At 44.5% G+C, this 16,679-nt stretch carries 12 protein-coding genes; 7 read left to right on the top strand and 5 right to left on the bottom strand.

Translation table 11 applies throughout. The features are described 5' to 3' along the window. Positions 1–92 precede the first annotated feature (92 nt). The 5 genes from ACE04G_RS26565 (at position 93) to cydC (ending at position 7,825) form a co-directional block, all read left to right on the top strand. Entirely contained in the window at positions 93–1,487 is a 1,395-nt protein-coding gene (locus tag ACE04G_RS26565; protein WP_449004760.1) for an MFS transporter, read from the top strand. Positions 1,488–1,885: 398 nt separating this feature from the next. Continuing rightward, positions 1,886–3,250, top strand: coding sequence for a cytochrome ubiquinol oxidase subunit I (locus ACE04G_RS26570; protein WP_449004761.1), 1,365 nt, complete (start codon positions 1,886–1,888; stop codon positions 3,248–3,250). Further along, a complete protein-coding gene (locus tag ACE04G_RS26575; protein WP_179086461.1) occupies positions 3,250–4,263 on the top strand; it encodes a cytochrome d ubiquinol oxidase subunit II in 1,014 nt (337 codons plus the stop codon). Before ACE04G_RS26570 ends, ACE04G_RS26575 begins: the two co-directional genes overlap by 1 nt. Before the next feature lie 14 nt (positions 4,264–4,277). Then, positions 4,278–6,101: a thiol reductant ABC exporter subunit CydD gene (gene cydD, locus ACE04G_RS26580; protein ID WP_449004762.1), complete on the top strand. Its 1,824-nt coding sequence runs from the start codon at positions 4,278–4,280 to the stop codon at positions 6,099–6,101. After that, entirely contained in the window at positions 6,098–7,825 is a 1,728-nt protein-coding gene (cydC, locus tag ACE04G_RS26585; RefSeq protein ID WP_449004763.1) for a thiol reductant ABC exporter subunit CydC, read from the top strand. Before cydD ends, cydC begins: the two co-directional genes overlap by 4 nt. Positions 7,826–7,969: 144 nt before the next feature. On the opposite strand, the gene ACE04G_RS26590 is transcribed toward cydC, so the two are convergent. Then, entirely contained in the window at positions 7,970–8,245 is a 276-nt protein-coding gene (locus ACE04G_RS26590) for a hypothetical protein (protein ID WP_221821136.1), read from the bottom strand. Between the two features lie 187 nt (positions 8,246–8,432). On the opposite strand from ACE04G_RS26590, the gene ACE04G_RS26595 reads away from it, so the two are divergent. Next, positions 8,433–10,049, top strand: a complete 1,617-nt coding sequence (locus ACE04G_RS26595; RefSeq protein WP_221821137.1) for a helix-turn-helix domain-containing protein — start codon at positions 8,433–8,435, stop codon at positions 10,047–10,049. Between the two features lie 28 nt (positions 10,050–10,077). Then, positions 10,078–11,823 (top strand): cache domain-containing sensor histidine kinase, encoded by a 1,746-nt coding sequence (locus tag ACE04G_RS26600; RefSeq protein ID WP_221821138.1) that lies wholly within the window; start codon positions 10,078–10,080, stop codon positions 11,821–11,823. Positions 11,824–11,928: 105 nt separating this feature from the next. On the opposite strand, the gene ACE04G_RS26605 is transcribed toward ACE04G_RS26600, so the two are convergent. From ACE04G_RS26605 to ACE04G_RS26620, 4 genes are all read right to left on the bottom strand, one after another. Further along, positions 11,929–12,819 carry a carbohydrate ABC transporter permease gene (locus tag ACE04G_RS26605; RefSeq protein WP_307412710.1) on the bottom strand — a complete coding sequence of 297 codons (891 nt, stop codon included), beginning with the start codon at positions 12,817–12,819 and terminating at the stop codon, positions 11,929–11,931. 18 nt (positions 12,820–12,837) lie between these two features. Beyond that, on the bottom strand, positions 12,838–13,728 hold the full coding sequence (locus ACE04G_RS26610; protein WP_221821140.1) for an ABC transporter permease: 891 nt from the start codon (positions 13,726–13,728) through the stop codon (positions 12,838–12,840). Between the two features lie 90 nt (positions 13,729–13,818). Beyond that, positions 13,819–15,423 carry a type 2 periplasmic-binding domain-containing protein gene (locus ACE04G_RS26615; protein ID WP_339185163.1) on the bottom strand — a complete coding sequence of 535 codons (1,605 nt, stop codon included), beginning with the start codon at positions 15,421–15,423 and terminating at the stop codon, positions 13,819–13,821. Positions 15,424–15,609: 186 nt separating this feature from the next. Next, positions 15,610–16,620, bottom strand: coding sequence for an alpha/beta fold hydrolase (locus ACE04G_RS26620; protein WP_339185165.1), 1,011 nt, complete (start codon positions 16,618–16,620; stop codon positions 15,610–15,612). Positions 16,621–16,679 lie beyond the last annotated feature (59 nt).

Genomic DNA, 16,679 nt, shown 5'->3' on the forward strand with positions numbered 1-16,679 from the left:
TCCTTCTAGTTCATCAAATCATAACATATAATGCGTTGGAATAAATGAATGTTTTCAAGTAAGATGACAGCAGAAGAAGGAGTGATGCACCGATGAACGTTCGAAATAAAGGATTGATGTTAGCTGTTGGACTCGGAATTATGTTGAATCCGTTGAATTCCTCCATGATTTCGGTGGCTATTTCAAGATTACAACAAGTGTATCAACTTAATTTTACAGCCGTTTCGTGGATTATTTTATCATTTTACATTGCCAGTGCTGTCGCTCAACCCGTCATGGGCAAATGTAGTGATTTGTTTGGCCGCAGGAAGATATTCCTCATGGGTCTTATTATTGTTTTTATATCATCCATGCTAGCTCCGTGGTCTCCCAGTTTTTCGTGGCTCATCGTATTCCGAATCATTCAATCGATTGGCACAAGCATGATGGTGGCCGTCGGAATGGCGATTGTCAGAATTAACGTGACTGACAAGCAAGCCTCCGCCTTGTCCACCTTGGCTATATTCCTTTCTGGAGCGGCTGCGATCGGGCCCTTTATTGGTGGAGTATTGATTCATTGGTGGGATTGGCATAGCATATTCATCGTTAATATTCCGTTTGTCTTGGCAAGTTTTTGGTTCGCCTGGAAAACAATCCCGAAGGACGAGCAATCCCCGTCTATCTCTGGTCACATGTCCATTCGGAAATGGCTTGCGTTAATTGACGCACCAGGCATCCTGATGTTTACGGTAGCCTTGGTAACTCTGCTCATCGGTTTACTTTCAGTAAATCCCACAGGAGATATTTCAACATGGCATCTGCTGACAGGAGCGATCGGGTTAATCGCACTCGTTATGTTCATTCGACATGAATTAAAAGCAGACACGCCTTTCATCCCTCTGCGAACCTTTGCCACATATCCCGAGATGACTTGGGTGAATGTGCAATACATGCTGGTAAATATCCTGTTTTACGCACTATTTTTTGGAGTTCCTACGTATTTGAAGCAGATACGACATCTCAATGAAGTTCATACAGGAATGAGTATGCTAGCTTTGGGGTTATGTTCAGTCATTATTGCTCCGATTGCAGGGCGCTGGATTGACAGATCAGGATCACGGCCAGCGCTGATCGTATCCGCTTCTTTAATGACATTGGGCTCTATATTGATCGTTGTTATGAATGAAACTTCTCCAATCTTCATAATCATTGTTGCCTTAGCTTTATTTGGAATAAGTAACGGCCTAAACGCGGTTGGCATGCAAGCAGCACTGTTCAAAAGCACACCCAAAGAAATGATTGGAGTCGCATCGGGTATTTTTAATACATCACGCTACCTGGGGACCATCTTATCGTCGTTATTCATTGGAATTGTTATGGGAGATACATTTAATGTGACAGGATTTCACATGCTTGGCATCATCCTTACGGTATTAGCTGCATCATTGATCATCATGAGCGTACGTCGCGAGGCAGGTGCGGTGAGTCCGGAGCAAGTAAGCAAGTAAATAGCGAATCTGCCGTGCAATAGCACGTTTACACCCAATGAATCAATAGCTCCATTGGGTGTATTTTTTGTTTTTCACCAAGTTGTCAGAAAGAGTTGATCCTTTCTTGAACGTTTAGGGTAGAAGACGTGTCTTTGATTGAATTAGGTAAAAATAAAGATATAATAATTTTGATTAATAGGCTTGGTCAGTACTTGAAGTGCATCAATATCAGGTTTTCATAGGCATCCAGCGCTTGTTATAATCGGGAGCCAACAGGAGTAAACGCATTAAAGGTGTGGCAAGAGATCGTCGTACCTAACTTTGTGAAATATTTCGCAACTATGCATTGAGCTTGGCCGAAGCTGATATTGAATGTTTCAAAATTGAACAGAGTTTGAAGGGAGGCATTATAACGAATGGTTATTGATACGGTGTTATGGAGCAGGCTGGTGACTGGTTTGACGCTCGGGTTCCACGTGATTTTTGCAACACTTGGTGTCGGTGTACCTTTGATGATCGCTATTGCAGAATTCATCGGCATTCGGAAGAAAGATCACCATTACATACTTATGGCGAAGAGATGGTCACGAGGGTTTGTTATTTCTGTCGCAGTTGGTGTCGTGACAGGCACAGCGATATCGCTGCAATTGGCCCTGGTATGGCCGAATTTTATGAAGCTGGCCGGGAATGTCATTGCACTGCCACTATTTATGGAAGTATTCGCGTTCTTTTTTGAAGCCATCTTCCTGGGCATTTACCTGTACACGTGGGATCGGTTCAAAAATCCGTATATCCACTGGTTGCTGACCATTCCAATTGTCGCCGGGGCAGGTATGTCTGCTGTTTTTATTACTACAGTGAACGGGTTCATGAACCAGCCTGAAGGCTTTGTCATGGAAGCAGGCCAATTCATGGCAGTGAACCCAGTGCAAGCGATGCTGAATACGGCGACGTTCTCCAAAGTGTTCCATGTATTAAGCTCGGCTTATCTGACAGGAGCTGCCCTGTTAGCAGGAATAGCAGCCTTTGCGATGCTGAGAAAAGGAGTGTCCGCGTACCACAAAAAAGGCTTGAATCTCATGATGGCCGTTGTGCTGGTATTCAGTTTATTAAATTCCTTAGCTGGAGATGTATCTGCCAAGTTTTTGGCTGAGCATCAACCGGAGAAGCTCGCAGCTGCCGAGTGGCATTTCGAGACGGAAAGCGGAGCGGATTTGATTTTTTTGGGATGGCTGAATGCAGAACATGAAATTATAGGCGCTCTTCATTTGCCGAAACTGCTCAGTTTCCTTGCCTTTGGAGACTTTAACGCCGAGGTAACCGGGCTGAACGAATTTCCACCAGATGAACACCCGCCCTTACTTGTGCATTATTTGTTTGATCTAATGGCTGGTATTGGATTCGCTCTGCTTGCTATATCAAGTCTGTACTTCCTGTTTGTATTCTGGAAGAAACGTAATCAGTTTAACAAGTGGATGCTTCGTATGGTTGCACTCAGTGCACCGCTTGCTTTTCTAGCCGTTGAGATGGGTTGGTTCTATGCAGAGATCGGGCGGCAGCCATGGATCATCCGAGGTTATATGCGGGTAGAAGAGGCCGCTACTTCTTCACCGAGTGTGAGAATTTTATTTTTCGTCTTCTTGCTTCTCTACATCCTGCTAGGCGTTATGTGTGTCGTCGTACTGAGACGGTTGTTCAATAATAATCCTGCTGAACTCGAGATGGAGAAATGGTTGAAGGAGAAGCATGATCAATCAGCCAAGAAAGGGGGCCAGGCATAATGAGTTATGAATTAATTGGTATTTCGGTACTCTGGCTGTTCTTGTACGGCTATCTTATTGTAGCTTCCATCGATTTTGGAGCAGGTTTCTTTGCCTTTTACGCACGCTTGACAAAGCAGGATCATCTGATTAATCGTCTGATCTCCCGTTATCTATCACCGGTCTGGGAGATCACCAATGTATTTTTTGTCTTTTTCTATATTGGTATCGTCGGATTTTTCCCGGACACGGCCTATTATTATGGCTCCGCGCTGCTTGTTCCAGGAAGTATTGCCGTCATTCTACTTGCCATTCGTGGGTCGTTCTATGCTTTCGAAAATTATGGTTCCAAAAAAAGTATCGTGTATTTGTTCTTATATGGAGCTACGGGTCTACTTATTCCGGCGTCATTGTCAGTGGCACTGACCCTTTCTGAAGGTGGCTTTATTTTGAAGCAGGGAGATACCGTTTCCCTGGATTACTGGGCACTATTTACAAATCCATTATCGTGGAGCATCGTTGGACTGGCCATCGTGTCGGTATTGTTCATTAGCGGGTCATTTCTCACATTTTACGCTTCTCGGGCAGAGGATCATTCGGCATTGAAGCTCATGCGGAACTATGCTTTGTTCTGGAGCACACCGACCATTATTCTCGCGCTGACTGCATTTATATATTTGGGTCAACACAATGAGCGTCATTTTCAAAATATGATGGATTTATGGTGGCTGCTGGCGCTTTCTGTTGCGTTTTTCATGATTGCCATGTGGCTGTTATATAACGGACGGCGTTACGGTTTAGCTTTTATATGTATCATGCTGCAATTTCTCACAGCCTTTTTCGCTTACGGGATTGGGCAATATCCTTACATTCTCGATCCATACATCACCATTCAGAGCAGCGCCACATCACCTGCAATGGGCTTTGCACTCGTCGTTGTGTTTATCGGTGGTCTGTGCTTGTTAATTCCTTCTCTAATCCTGGTCTTCAAACTGTTCCTGTTTGATGCGGATTATGTGAAAGGGAAAAAATAAAGGAGGAGCGTTCAATGAAGAGGAGAGGCAAATCCAATCTGATCTCGCAGCAAATGTCTTTACAACGAAAAAACAGACTTCTCCTTGCCATCATTTCGCTGGCCCTTGGTGTAGCTATTATAAGCCAGGCCACCTTGGTGGCTGAAGCAGTCCAGCGAATCTTTGTAGAGAAAGCTTCCTTTTCATCAGTGATCCTGTTACTTGTCCTATTATTGGCTGTTATGGCCGCACGTTCACTGTTGTCGTATGGTAATGGGAAAGTGGGCTTGCATATGGCAGCACGCGCCAAGACAAATATGCGAGCATCTGTGTTGCAGAACCTGACCCGCGCTTCCATGCCTTCAACCCTGAGTGGACAGACGGGAGGAAAGGTCAGTGTTGCTTTGGATGCTGTGGATGAGGCCGACAGTTATTTCAGTCAGTACATGCCGCGTATGATGGAAGCTGCGATGATCCCGATTCTGATTCTGGTTGTTACGTTTACGCAGCACTCTAACACAGGCTGGATTATGCTGTTTACGGCACCGTTTATCCCGCTGTTCATGATCTTGGTTGGGCTCAAGACAAAGAACAAATCAGAAGAAAAATACGCGCAACTGGCTGAGTTTTCCGGTACGTTTCTGGATTCGCTTCAAGGGCTGGTTACGTTAAAAATATTCGGACGGGCTAAACGTCAGCAGCAGGAAATTGAACGCAGCAGTCTGGGGTATCGTGATGCCACCATGGGCATTTTGAAGATTGCATTTACAAATACGTTTATGCTGGAATCGATCGTGATGTTAAGCATTGGTATTGTCGCGCTTGAACTGGCTATTCAATTACTGGTTTTCAAATCGATGAGCTTCCACACAGCCTTTCTCGTGTTGTTACTCGTCCCTGAGTTTTACAGTCTGTTGAAGAATACAGGAACGGCTTTTCACAGCGGTCGAACCAGTATGGGGGCCATTCGTAAGGTGGAACAAATGCTTGAGGAAACAAGTATCAAGAGCACACAAACGGAGCCTGAAGAAGGATCGGATCAAAGCGAATTAACCGATGTCGATGCAATTGCAAAGACGGAAGAGCTTCGTACAGCTCGTGCCGAGTTGATTCCAATGCCACCAACCATTGAACTGAACGATGTCCGATTCCAGTACACACCTGATTCCTTTGGACTTGAGACAGGACAGATCTCGATTGGACCGGGAGAACAGATTGCTATTGTAGGCAAAAGCGGCTCAGGTAAAACCACGCTGCTTCATCTCATTGCCGGTTTACTGAAACCAGATTCGGGAGCGGTTCTGGTTAAAGGAAGCCAGCTTTCGCAGCATGATGAGGCTGCATGGTTTGAACGTGTTAGCTATATTACACAGCATCCGTATATTTTTGCAGGTACATTTGCCGAAAATATCGCGATTGGCGCGGGTCGGAACGTCTCCAGAGCTGAAATTGAGCAGGCGGCAGAAGAAGCAGGGCTTGCTGGCGTTGTTGCACAATTGGAGCAGGGCTTGGATACGTTTGTTGGTGAAGGGGGCAGAGGGCTGTCTGGTGGGGAAAAGCAAAGACTTGCCTTGGCACGTGCTTTTCTGAAGCGACCAGCTGTCATTTTGTTCGATGAACCCACCGTAGGATTGGATCTGCACACCGAGCGGGTTATGCAACAATCCATTGCGGCATTAGCCAAAACGGCAACGATGATTACGGTGGCACACCGTTTATATACAATTCAACATGCGGACAACATTTTGTTTATGGACAATGGGGTGTTAGTGGATTCAGGACATCATGAAGCGCTTCTGGCGCGCCTGCCTCAATATGCGGAGATGGTGGATGTGCAACGGAAAGGAGGGTTAGCATGAATGAGCTGACGATTCTGTCAAAAGTGATGATTCAGGAGCGCAAAGATATTTTGCTTTCGATATTGGGCGGATTTATCGCCGGCATAGCAGGGGTAGCTCTTTTTTCCGCGAGTGGCTATATGATATCGCAAACGGTATTCGCGCCACCGCTGTACACCTTAATTGTACTCACTTCCATGGTCAAACTGCTCGGTTTCCTTCGAGCGGCAAGTCGTTATGGAGAACGCTTGTATTCCCACAGGGCGACATTCTCCATGCTGAGCCGCTTGCGGACGTCCTTTTTTGCCAAACTGATCCCGGTAACGCCAGGTATATTGAACAAAAACCGAAGCGGGGATCTGCTTGCACGGATTGTAGGTGATGTGGAAAGCTTGCAAAATTACTTTTTGCGGGTCGCGTATCCACCCATCATGGTCATTATGGTGTTTTTGGCTACCATGCTGTTCACTTCGGCCTTTTCGATCTGGATTGCGTGTTTGTTAGTCCTAGGTATGTTGATTACGGCATTTGTTGTACCAGGTATTGTCTTGTTAGGTCAGCGAAAAATACACGGACGTGTCCGTCAGCAACGGGCCTTGCTGTCCACGGAAGTAACCGAAGTGTTGTATGGTTTCAGGGATTTGAAAGTATACGGCCAATTGGAACAGCGTGAGCAACAGCTTCAGCAGGCTTCTGCTGCATTGGCAACAGAACAGAAACAAGCCGCTTCGCACCTGCTGCGTGGGCAATCCATGCACGTTTTTGTGACGTATCTCGTTACATGGGGTGTGCTAGCACTCAGTGCCTTCTTAATTGTGAATGGAGCGTTTGCCGGTGTATTCCTTGCCATGCTGATCCTGGCCACGCAGACCGTATTCGAAGAAGCTGCCGCAATGGCTATATTACCTCTATATAAGCAGGATAGTGAACACGCTGCTCAGCGACTGGCGGAAACGGTGCAGACCTCTGATGTGCAACCTGTTCAGCCAAGCGGTGACGTGTCAGCCGATCAGGCGGTTTCGATTGAACTATCCGGTGTTAGCTTTCAATATGAAGGGGAATGGAGACCGGCGCTGAGAGATCTCTCCCTGCAACTTGCAGCAGGCTCCAAAACAGCGATTGTCGGGCCGAGCGGGTCAGGTAAGTCAACGATTATCGATTTGTTACTCAAGCTGCGTGTACCAACATCTGGCGATATACGGTTAAACGATGTTCCGGTGCAGGAACTGAATGAGGAGAGTATTTGGCAAAGGGCAAATGTTGTGTTGCAGCAAAGCCATTTCTTCCGGGGAACCATCCGGGACAACCTGTTGCTGAATGGAGAAGAACATTCAGATGAACAACTGTCGGCTGTGCTGGATAAAGTCCAACTGCCGAATAAGTTGTTGACCGACATGGTATATGAAAAAGGGGAGAACCTGTCGGATGGTGAGAAGCAGCGGCTGGCTCTCGCACGGGCCATGCTGCGCAAAGGACGGTTGTGGCTTCTAGACGAACCGACTTCTTCGCTGGATTACGTCACAGAGAAACGTGTATTGCAGCATCTTCTGGCACAGGCATCCGAAGATACACTTCTCCTGATCTGCCATCGGTTGACGGGATTGGAAGAGATGGATCGGATTGTGGTCATGGACCAAGGCAAGATTGTGGAATCAGGTTCTTTCTCCGAGCTGATGGAGCAAAAAGGTTATTTCTATGAGATGAAACAAATTGAACGACAAATGATTGGAGACGCCGGGGCGTGAAAGAAATTTCAGTCTACTCAAGGTGTCGATAGTACTTTCATAAAAGACTAAAGAACGTTACTGATGTTATCATCAATTAGTCGTTCTTTAGTCTTTTTGTCTATCTATTGAGAAAACTTGTTAAGTGGCAATGTTAATTTAGCTTTACATAATAGCAGATGATTCAGCCGTTTTAATTTTCTTGGTAAGCGGCTTTTTCCTTAGTGTCCTATCATACAAATATGGCTTTCCGTGATAATCCCGTGCATGCTGTTGTTTCTGCTTTTTATGTATATCAACCTTGATCTCCAGATTGGCAACGTTATTCTGGAATTCAGAAGCAACTCGTTTGCACCATTTCAATCCACTTTCTTCAGATGCACTGAAATGAACACGTAATAGATATCCGTTCACCGTTAATTCAAACTTGTATAAATTCATGATATGTATCCTTTCCAGGTGGGCATGTTATGTTACACCAAATACGATAACCTGATTATAACAGGAACGTATGTTCTGTAAAAGTGTTATTTATGATACCCGCAATTCAATAAGGTTCGCTAGACATCTTTGCAAGAGTCCGTTTAATGGTAAAATATCTAAAAATGGTTCATGTTGGGGGATACGCATGTATAAACTGATGATCGTAGATGATGAATTGCTCATGCGGGTTGGAATTCGTTCCATGCTGAATTGGGAAGAGTACAATTTCTATGTTGTTGGTGAGGCGGGAAATGGAAAAGAGGCATTAAGCCTTGCGCTTGAAGTGATGCCTGATCTAATTATTACAGATATCAAGATGCCGATTATGGATGGGCTACAGCTTATACAAGAGGCCTCCTGCGTACTGAAAACCTGTAAGTATGTCATCCTGAGTAATTTTGACGAATTTCATTATGTGAAAGAGGCGCTAAAACTTGGCGCTTCAGATTACTTGATTAAAAGTGAGATCACCGAATCCTCCCTTATTGACCTCCTGAGCACGGTTGGACAGAAACTGCAAAGTGAACATGTTCACCCAACCAACACACCCTCTATAACACAGGACTATTCCAAGAGCCTAAGATATCTAAAGGATAGTTTCTTCCAAGATATTGTAAGCGGATTCATTAGTGAGGAGGATATCATCACCAAAGCGGAAGAACTACATTTTCGTATACGTTCGGACCAGTTGGTTGTCATGAAGTTCATCGTGAATTATTACGAGGATGCAAAGCGGAAATATGTAGAGAAAGGGGAAAAGCTGCTCCGATTTTCGATTCTTAATATTATGGAAGAGATTATTCCTTCGAAGTGGGAGAAAGAGATTTTTGTTGAAAGTTCCTCTGAATATTGGGTGATCGTCAATGTACTTCCTGAGAGCCAATCTGTACATGCCGACTTGAATAAACTATGTAATAAATTGCTGTCTTCAATCAAGGATTTTATGAATCTATCGCTCACGGCTGGGGTGAGTAGAATGACTTCCGGTTTTCTTCACATCAGGAAGGCCTGCCAAGAGGCAGAAACGGCTCTCCAACAGAGTTTCTTCACAGGAAGCAACCAGGTGTTGCATTACGATGATATGGTTCAATCCCCAGATCGACATGAAGTTAAGGGGGCTTTAAGCCCGCAACAAGAACGAGATTTGTTGAAGTTATGGGTAAGCAAAGACAACAAAATGGCGGAAGAGTTCCTTGAAGGAATCCGATCCAACCTGGAACAGCTACGAGCGGATGAGAATAGCATTCGCAAGCAATATATCATGGTAATGGAAACGATACATTCCCATTTATCCCGCGCTACGGAAAGAGGTGCTCCTTCTTTAACAGAAAAATCACCCTATGAAATCGTTCTAAAGGGGGAGTATTGGGAGGATATCCACCAAGATATGCTTGCTCATATTGCATATTACTTCCAAACCGATTCCCAAATCAAACAGGAAAGCACGTACACCGATCTCGCCACTGAATTGATCGACAAGTATTATGCGGAAGATATCTCACTGCAAAGTATCGCTAGCCAAATCAGTGTGAATCCGTCGTATCTCAGCCGTGTGTTCAAACAGGAACGAGGAGAGAACTTTATCACGTACTTGACCCGAGTTCGAATTGAACATGCGAAGGCGTATCTATTGAGCAGAGGAATGAGAGTGTATGAAATCGCAGAAAAGGTGGGCTACCATAATTACACGTACTTCAGTAAAATTTTCAAAAAATCGGTAGGGGTCACTCCGGAGGAATATCGAGAATTACAGCAGGGATGAATGTAATCGGTGAATAGAGGTGCAGCATATGAAGCATGTTCGGCCCTTCCGAATCAAGTACAAAATTATGGTGATCTGTATGACGGTCATTATCCTTCCGGTATTGGTGATGACCATCAATTCGTATTACTCCTCAGAGCGGTTATTGGCACAGAACTATACAACGTTGCTAAACGATCTGGCCAAACAAACGAATATCCGCATTGACGAGTTCCTCAAGGAGATTGAGAAAATTTCGCTGCTAGCCAGCAATGGCCTTAGTGACAATCTGTCTGCGACTCATGAAGGGAGTTTCCCTATACAGGATTTCCTGCGAGAGGGTGATGAACATCATGAGATTGCCGCATACAATATTCTGATGAATTATATCATGATGAAAGATCGCGTATTCTCCATCTACCTCTACAATATGAACGGGGGGCAAGACCTTTTTGTCAGTCCACATCAACCCATTGATCCAAACTTCAAAGTAGCAAACGAATTGTGGTTTAAAAAGTTCATGCATGATAAGGATCGAACCATTACCCTCACAACACGAATCGACGAGCAATTGGAGAATAAAATACTGGCAGTGTCACACGCACGCAAAATTCATGATGTGACTAGTGGAAAACTGCTTGGCGTGATCGTTGTCAGCATTGATATCAAATTCATTGAAATCGTCAACCGCAACTTGCAGGAAGGGCTGCGCTCCAGATTCATGATTGTTGATGAGGATGACAAGATCGTATATAACGTGAACGAACGATTAATCGGGACACTGTTCCGTGACAACGTTCGTCCGCCTGAATCACTAAATGTCGTGGTGACCAGTCCCCTTAGTCAGCAAAAATGGACAACTTACTTATATATGCCTTTGGATGAACTGACTGCTGATGGCAAAATATTGGGCCGTAATCTGGTGACGCTTGCCATCGTTATTGTTCTTTTTGCTGCCGTCATATCCATCTTTTTATCTCACGTGATCACAACTCCCATTAAAAAATTGCTGCGGAATATTGCTCTAGTGGAGAAAGGTCAGTTCGAACAAGTTGTACCTATTGGCTCCAGAGATGAGATTGGCCATTTATCCATTCGGTTCAACAGAATGTCACACGAATTGAAACGGTTGGTCGAACGGATGCAGCAGGAAGAGATAGATAAAGCCAAGGCCGAGATGCGTGCGCTCCATGACCAGATCAAGCCTCATTTTCTGTATAACACCCTTGGGTCGGTGAAATGGATTGCCTCGATGCAGCAGGCTGATAAAATCGTGGAAATGACCGATGCACTAATCTCGATGCTCCGCTATGCAACAAAATCTGATGGAACTCTCGTAACCATTTGTGAAGAACTCGATAATATAGCGAATTACGTAACGATTCAGAATGTCAGGTACTATGGTTGTATTCAGATGAGATATGAGGTTGAGGATAGACTGCTGAATTATCGCATGCCCAAAATGATCCTGCAGCCGATTGTGGAGAATGCGATTTTTCATGGTCTGGCCGAACTGGAAGAAGACGGAATCATCACTATTCGGATTCAATCACAGCTGGATGAAGTTGTGATCGAAATCTGTGATAATGGCGTGGGGATGGATCATCAAACGATGCAGAATCTATTGGAAGAGAAGTCCGGTGCACGTACGGGAACGAATGGGATTGGATTGCATAATGTGCAGCGGCGAATTCAACTTCATTTTGGGAAACCCTATGGAATACAGGTGGAGAGTAAAATGGGTGAAGGTACCATTTTCTCCATTCTGCTGCCTGCCATCCTAGAAGCCAAATAGTCATTCATGCTTTCATTTATGCATCTCATAATGCAGTACAGCGATCATAAAAATAAGTTTAGATATAAACAAAGGGCTCGCAGTATGAACTGCAAGCCCTTTTGTTCACCCTTTGACGCTACCTAACACCAAACCTTTGGTGAAATATTTCTGTAAGAATGGATACACAAGCAAAATCGGAATGGCACCCAGGAACATCTGAGCGGCGCGCCCCGTCCTGGCGTTCATCATGGACAACAGCTGCGTATAATCTGACCCAGATTTCAGCATGATTTGCTCAAAACTTTGCAGAAGGGTCTGGAGGTAACTTTGTAATGGATAATTGTCTGGATTGTTCATATAGATAATGCCATCGAACCACGAATTCCAGTGAGCAACGATACTGAACAAACCAACCGTAGCCAGAGCGGGCTTGAGAAGTGGGAGTAGAATACGAAGCAATACCTGTACAGGCCCAGCACCATCGATAATGGCTGATTCTTCAATCTCCTCGGGCAGCCCCCGAATGAAATTCATGAGGATAATCATACTGAATACGGGGAGGGCCCCAGGCAGGATCAGAGACCATATGGAATCGATCAGTCCCATTTTGACGACTACCAGATAGGTTGGAATTAGACCTCCACTGAATAACATGGTTACGATGAAAAATCCCATATAGATATTACGCCCCATCAATTTTTGTTTTGATTTGGAGAGGGGATAAGCCGTGAGTACGATCAGAACCAGATTCACCAACGTTCCGATAACGGTTCGTTGAATGGCTACCCAGAGAGAGGAGAAAAATGATCCTCCAGTTAATGCAAATTCATAGGCTTTTGTCGTAAATTCCACAGGCCAGAACGTAACACTCCCCGCAGATACAGCCGCGCTGCTGCTGAATGAAACAGCCAGCAGGTTGATAAACGGCAGGATACATAGGAGAGAGATTAGAAGCAATATGGTGTAGTTTATGATAAGAAATACACGTCTGCTCATACTTTTATCATAGATCATAATGTAAGTTCCTCCTTCTTAGAAGATACGATAGCCAGCCACTCTGTAAGCCAGGATGTACGATACAGCAACGAGAACACTGGAAATGATCGATTTGAATAACCCGACAGCGGTACCAATTGAATACTGTGCTTGTTGAATTCCTAAACGGTAGACATAGGTATCAATAATATCACCGGTCTGATAAACAACAGGGGAGTAGAGATTATAGATTTGGTCAAAGCCAGCATTGAGTACGTTCCCAAGTGAAAGTACGGTCATTAAAACAATGGTTGGCATGAGGAGAGGCAACGTGATGTAGACGGTCTGCTTCCACCGTTTCGCTCCGTCGATCACTGCGGCCTCATAAAGTCCCGGATCAATACTGGTCAGAGCTGCCAAATAAACAACCGTGCCAAATCCGAAGCCTTTCCATATGTCACTCACAATCATCGTCCAAGGAAAAATAGAGGGTGTGCCAAGGAAGGAGATCGGTGCAATCCCAAATACACTTAGAAATGTATTGATAATACCGTCGGAGCTAAGGATATCCAGCATGATGCCAGCCATAATGACCCAAGAGAGGAAGTTCGGAATGTAGACAAGTGTTTGAAATGTACGTTTAATTCCACTGTGTAGTACCTCGTTAAGCAATAATGCGAAAATTACGGGTACGATTATACCACCGATAATCTTAAAGACAGACATGTACAATGTATTCCAGATCGTTCTTACGAAGTTCGGCTGATTAAATATGTGGGTAAAATTATCCCACCCTACCCATGGCGAGTTGAAGCCGAGACCCGGATTGTACTTCTGAAACGCAATAATAAGTCCGTAGAAAGGGATGTAACAAAAGATGAAGACCAAGACCAGGCTTGGGATCAACATGAGATGGTAAGGACTCTGCTGCTTCCATTTTCTCAACATACATATTCCTCCGTTCCTTGTACGCCAAATGTAATCGCTATCAAATAAAGGGGAGAGATCACCCTCATCCCCTCTTTGTGACAAACGAGATTATTTCTTCCCGTAGGCTTCATTAACTGCCTGAGTTGCGTCATCGCCCCCAGCTGCACGCCAATTTTGGACAATAACATCGAAATAATCGATACTTTCGCTACCCATAATGATCTTGGTGAAACCTTCGGTCAGGATATCATCCAAGGTTGTGCCGTAGCTTGAAAGTATTTCTGGCGTAACACCCCATAAGGCCGTCTTTGTATAGTTCTCGCTGTCCAGTACTTTCTTGGCAAGACCATACGCGTTCTTTGGAGCCCCTTGTTGCAAATAATCACCAACTGCTCCTGGGGTTGCATTCTCTATGAATTCCACACTGTTGTTATATTTTTGCCACATACCCGAAGTCGTGAGTCCACTGGTATCCTTGGATTGAAGGGCAGCGGAGACCGCCTCAAATTGCTCGTAATCGGAATTCGGATTAAGTACACGGAACGCTCCAACAACATGGGCAATATCGTTGTCCAGCAAGGCGGATAACGTTTCTGTGGATTCCTTGCCATTGCCTTCATCCACAATATAAGCATAGTCGTTCAAAATTTTGATCACTTCTTCAGGACTTTTAAATCCCTTTTTCATGACGATATAATTGTTGTTAGCGAAAAAGATGGATTGTTTGGCTTCTTTCCCATCAACGGTAGGGATGATATAAGGGTAGAAGATGGCGTCCTTACCCAGATTGGATACCGTATCGACACCCGGATTATAACCCCACCATTGGTAATAAGGCTGCATTCCCACTTTGCCGGCTACGATATCCGCGTTCATCGCATTAAAGTCTTTGATTGCAAATTCCGGATCAATGATGCCTCGCTTGTACCATTCTGACCACTCAGCCAGCGCATTTTTCATCTCAGGCTGCACGGAGCCGTACACGAGTTTTCCAGTGCTATCCTCCATCCACATATCCGGATGCGCATTCCATGCAATGGCAAGCAGGTTGAGGTAATCCAACGATTGGTCTACCGCTATACCATAACCACTGTGCTTTTCCATGAATTTTAGTGCAATATTTTTGATGTCTTCCACAGATTTTGGATCTGGGACTCCCAATTCTTCTTTCCAGTCGTTCCGGATCCAGATGAAGTCTGGTTGTTCAATTAATCCCCAGTGCATCTGTGGTATCCCGTATAGCTTACCGTCTTTCTTTCCAGACTCGTAACTGTCCGCATCTGCTTCCATGTAACCTTTGAGACGATCTGAAGCGTGTTGATCAAATACCTCGGTAAGGTCCATGACCATATCTGCTTCGACTAACTGTCTCAGTTGTGATGGATTAACTCTGAATACGTCAGGAAGATCGTTCGATGCGATAGCCAAATTGAGTTTTGTATCGTACTCATCGCTAACCCAGTCTGTTTTGACATCAATATTAAACTTCTCTTTGTATCGCTTAATCCAAACATTGTTGGTGATATCGTCGCCCTTTGGATATTTTGCAGAGGAGTATTCTGATGTTACGGTATGAATGGTTGTCGTTCCAGCCTCGTTGGAATCCGTGTCCGTCGTTGAACCTTTATCAGCACCGTTTCCATTGCTACAGGCTGCGAGTAATAAGGTTGACATGCACACAGACAAGACTAAGGCTTTCGTTTTCTTGTTCATTTCTTTTCCCCCTTATCAGTCATATTTCAATAACGCTTTCTTGAAAATATTCTAAACGAGAAAGGGGGAACGGGATATAAAGGTTATTGACGAGAACTGGTATCTTTTTTTACTTTTGAGTTGTAGCGGAGAAAAGAATAATGAGCTTTGTGCACTTTTTTTACTTTGTACTCCTTCTTTTTTTACTCATGTCTCCAAAAATTGCTTTAGATGACGATCGATAACGAGTGAATCCTCTTCGTTTGCTCCGATTCCAAAGCAGTGTCCCCACTTGGACTGTATAGGTTGATACACCGCGTTTGGCATATGCTGAGCATCATACGCACTGTCTTCTGGCGTGAAGAACAAGTCACTTGATCCTGGCATAACGAGTGCAGGAGAGGTGATCTTGCTTAACGCCTGTTCGAAGTTGCCGTCATCTACGGGATTATCGCTAATGTCTCCATAGATTCCTGTACGCAGCATGGTAATCAAGTCGTTAGCATCGAAGGGAAGAAATACCTGATCCCAGTAATCTTCTACATAAGATTGCAAGGAGTCGTAACCCTCAGATTGATACAATTTCTCCAAATAGTACGCCTGCGAAAACCCCCATGGAGCATAAGCTCTTCCCATCGCTGCGAGACCAGCAACCGGAGGGCGTTCATATCTACCATTTTTATAATTCGAATCTGCCTGTAACGCCGCGATCATTGCTTCGAATACCAACTGTGTATGGGGTCTGCTCTTTGCCGTTCCGCCAAAGGGGGCAATACGCTCGACCATCTCAGGATAACTGGTTCCCCATTGATAAACCTGCATGGCTCCCAGAGACCAGCCCACAACAAGTTTGATTTTGGAGATACCGAATTTTTGAGTGATGAGTTGATGTTGGGCACGTACATTGTCATACATGGAGATGAGAGGGAAGTTGTTCTTATCATATGGGGCAGGGGTATTACTAGGAGAAGACGATAACCCGTTACCCAACATATTGGGCACAACGATAAAATAACGACTGGGGTCCAGTGCCTTGTCCGTTCCAATTAACCATTCATTATCTGTGTGAATTCCAGCAAACCATGTTGGGACAACAATAACATTGTCCTTTGCCGCGTTTAAGTTTCCATAGGTCTTGTAAGCGATAAAGGCTTGAGGGAGCTGTTGTCCCGATCGAAGTAATGTATCTCCAAGGTTATATGTTTCATAATCGTTCATAGATTGATTCTCCTTATAAAATAGTAATAACTTGATTTCACTCTACAATACGTCTATTA

The organism is Paenibacillus sp. AGC31, from assembly GCF_057334655.1.

Coding starts and splice junctions, on each gene's coding strand:
- ACE04G_RS26605 (WP_307412710.1), bottom strand. CDS start 12,819: ATGATCTATGATAAAAGTATGAGCAGACGTGTATTTCTTATCATAAAC.
- ACE04G_RS26615 (WP_339185163.1), bottom strand. CDS start 15,423: ATGAACAAGAAAACGAAAGCCTTAGTCTTGTCTGTGTGCATGTCAACC.
- cydC (WP_449004763.1), top strand. CDS start 6,098: ATGAATGAGCTGACGATTCTGTCAAAAGTGATGATTCAGGAGCGCAAA.
- cydD (WP_449004762.1), top strand. CDS start 4,278: ATGAAGAGGAGAGGCAAATCCAATCTGATCTCGCAGCAAATGTCTTTA.
- ACE04G_RS26575 (WP_179086461.1), top strand. CDS start 3,250: ATGAGTTATGAATTAATTGGTATTTCGGTACTCTGGCTGTTCTTGTAC.
- ACE04G_RS26600 (WP_221821138.1), top strand. CDS start 10,078: ATGAAGCATGTTCGGCCCTTCCGAATCAAGTACAAAATTATGGTGATC.
- ACE04G_RS26570 (WP_449004761.1), top strand. CDS start 1,886: ATGGTTATTGATACGGTGTTATGGAGCAGGCTGGTGACTGGTTTGACG.
- ACE04G_RS26610 (WP_221821140.1), bottom strand. CDS start 13,728: ATGTTGAGAAAATGGAAGCAGCAGAGTCCTTACCATCTCATGTTGATC.
- ACE04G_RS26595 (WP_221821137.1), top strand. CDS start 8,433: ATGTATAAACTGATGATCGTAGATGATGAATTGCTCATGCGGGTTGGA.
- ACE04G_RS26565 (WP_449004760.1), top strand. CDS start 93: ATGAACGTTCGAAATAAAGGATTGATGTTAGCTGTTGGACTCGGAATT.
- ACE04G_RS26590 (WP_221821136.1), bottom strand. CDS start 8,245: ATGAATTTATACAAGTTTGAATTAACGGTGAACGGATATCTATTACGT.
- ACE04G_RS26620 (WP_339185165.1), bottom strand. CDS start 16,620: ATGAACGATTATGAAACATATAACCTTGGAGATACATTACTTCGATCG.